The following is a 2,433-nucleotide window of genomic DNA, read 5'->3' as shown; positions in this document are numbered from 1 at the left end:
CGTTGATAGCGCACGGAACGTGCTCTTATGGACAGGAATCCCTTGAGAAAATCATCCTGCTGAGTGGTTTAAAATAAGACTGGAAAGCCGATAAAGTCATCGACGACTATAATGGATTAGAAGTCTCCGGGTATTTGAACAAAATTCTGTTCATGTGGTCGGGATTGGAGGATGTTCTTATTGAGGAAATCCGGAAACATAAGTTCGCATTCGATGTTGTATTGGAAGCATTTTCATCACAGGTCAAGGTCGATGATTTTATAAACAACCAGAATTGGTCGCGTGCATTTAACGCCGTTTATCAGCCAAAGCGCGGAGAGAGAATTCTTTTCAAGAAAGTAAGGCTTGATTACAAGGAAGCGGCAGGGTTTCTCTCGGGGACTTTTGATACGAACCAAACACGTCAGCCTTATGCCGAGTTGAGCCAGTCTGGTGAAATATATGTCAGTGCGAAATCTGCCAACAGTCACATTACCGTTGATGTGCCAGCGGTTGAAATTGACTCGAAAATACAGATGGTCGGCGGAATTACAGCACAGAAACGGATTGTCGCCATTCAGGGCGGAAGTGGATTGTTAGAGGTCATGAGTGGCTTGTGGGTTTTGGCTGAATTGGCCAAGGCAAATGACGCTGCCTATGAATTATTCGAAGAAGATAAGTATTCAAAGATTCTAGACGATGACCGGTTGGTGATTGCCGCGACGATGGCCTCTATTACAGATGGTTTAATGCGGGTTGGTCAGGCCATGAGACTTCAGGCCGCCGGTACGAATGCGGCGTCGGCTGCTGCAACAAAGACTTTGTTCCAGGGAAAACTACCCAACGCGATTTTCTCTACACTTTATTCGCCTGCACTTGAAGCTTCGAGTGGTATCGGACGCGCTGCCGCATTGTGGCTGCCTCGAATATCTGCGGGTTTGGGGGCGATTGTTGCGGGTGGTGCCGCGTATCGCGCGAGCCAAACAGGTGATAGAGCCGCATTAATTGGCAACGCAATGATGGCGGTGTCATCAGTTATTATGGTCGTTCCAGGAGCGAACGCTGTGGTAGTTGTAAGTGCTGTATTTATTTATGCCGTCGGTTTTGGAATCAGTTTGCTTTCATATAGTTCTATTGAAGATGTCGTCAGGGTTTCGTTTTGGGGAAGTTCCGATGAATATTTGGAAGGTGATCGCTTGCCTTTAGATGAGCAAATAAGAGATGTTGTAGCTGCTGAGAAGACAAAGAAATATGAAGAATATTATCATTCAGAGGTTCGACGCTTCGAAGACATAATTTGGGGAATTCGGCTTACGCTTGTTGATCAGGAAAACAAAAATTTTCGTATCGAAAGTCCTCTCATTAGCGAAAAATCGCCAGATGGATTAGGTTTTAATAGTATGAGGATTTTCTTTTCTTTTGGCAGGGAACATCTTGATGTCAACGTAGATTTGGCTGATTTTAGTGTTTCTGGGAAGGGGGCTAAATTGATCAATGTCAGAAAGTCGGGGAAAAATGGAGTCATGGATGTTATAAATAGATATGATGGGAATTATAGCTTTGTCGACTGGTCTATTATCGTTGAAATAAAAAGAAGGTCAACTGGCCGAACATTCAGGGGTGTTTTAACTGGGTTGAAATGAGGTCGTTGTGGTCTTGAAAAGAAGATATAATTATATACTCGTTGATCGATTCTGGTCAGGGGCCAAATTGATGTTTGGTCTTCTTCTTGTGGGTATGTGGATGTTCGTTGCATATGAGGTTAATGACGCAATAAATATTACAAGCCAAAGTTTTTATGAAAGAGGGGGAAGTAAGCTTACGGGATGGGAGCAAAAAACAAAATTTCTGGGCTATTTTGGTTATGGTTATGTTTGGGGGGAGAATTTATATTGGGAGACAACATATAAGAGAAATTGTTTAAAATATGAGGTTGGAGACTGTACTAAGGACACTACTCCTGTGCAGTTTTGGATGATAAAAATAAAAAGCGATTTTTCGGGGTTTATTGAGGTTTTGCTGGTATACTCCGGGATTTTGTTTTTGCTTACTTATTACATTTTTATGCGAAAACCCAGATGTGTTGTTTTCAATCAAACACTGGGTGCGATTTATACTTGGCACCGTGGAAATCTTTGGATATTGCCCGCTTCGGAATTTTCGTATCGGTATCGTGAAGAAGTAAATTATATGGTTGGCCGTGTTGGAAATGGCTTTATGCAAATGAGTTTGCGGTTGGCCAAAAAACCGGAAAAGACCAAAAAATTCAAAATGGGCGTTTTTCCTTACCCCTGTGATAAATATGGTGTTCGTCTTGCGGAAACACTGGAGATTTACCTTCATCGCAAAGACGGCGACACGTCCTATATTCCGCAAGCATCGACATATCGCTGGTGGGAACGGTCCCTGTTGGGACGGAAGAAGTTGCCAAAGGATATTCATGATCAGGCAGAA

2 protein-coding genes are annotated in these 2,433 nt (G+C 43.0%); both read left to right on the top strand.

All coding sequences use genetic code 11. The features are described from left to right. Positions 1-134 precede the first annotated feature (134 nt). A complete protein-coding gene (locus LF95_RS22480) occupies positions 135-1,622 on the top strand; it encodes a hypothetical protein (RefSeq protein WP_143182160.1) in 1,488 nt (495 codons plus the stop codon). Between the two features lie 70 nt (positions 1,623-1,692). Beyond that, positions 1,693-2,433 (top strand): hypothetical protein (locus tag LF95_RS22875; protein ID WP_143182159.1); only part of this gene is annotated, 741 nt, incomplete at its 3' end.

The sequence above is a fragment of the Thalassospira sp. TSL5-1 genome, from assembly GCF_001907695.1.
Taxonomy (GTDB): Bacteria; Pseudomonadota; Alphaproteobacteria; order Rhodospirillales; family Thalassospiraceae; genus Thalassospira.
This window is presented reverse-complemented; position numbering and strand designations above follow the sequence as displayed.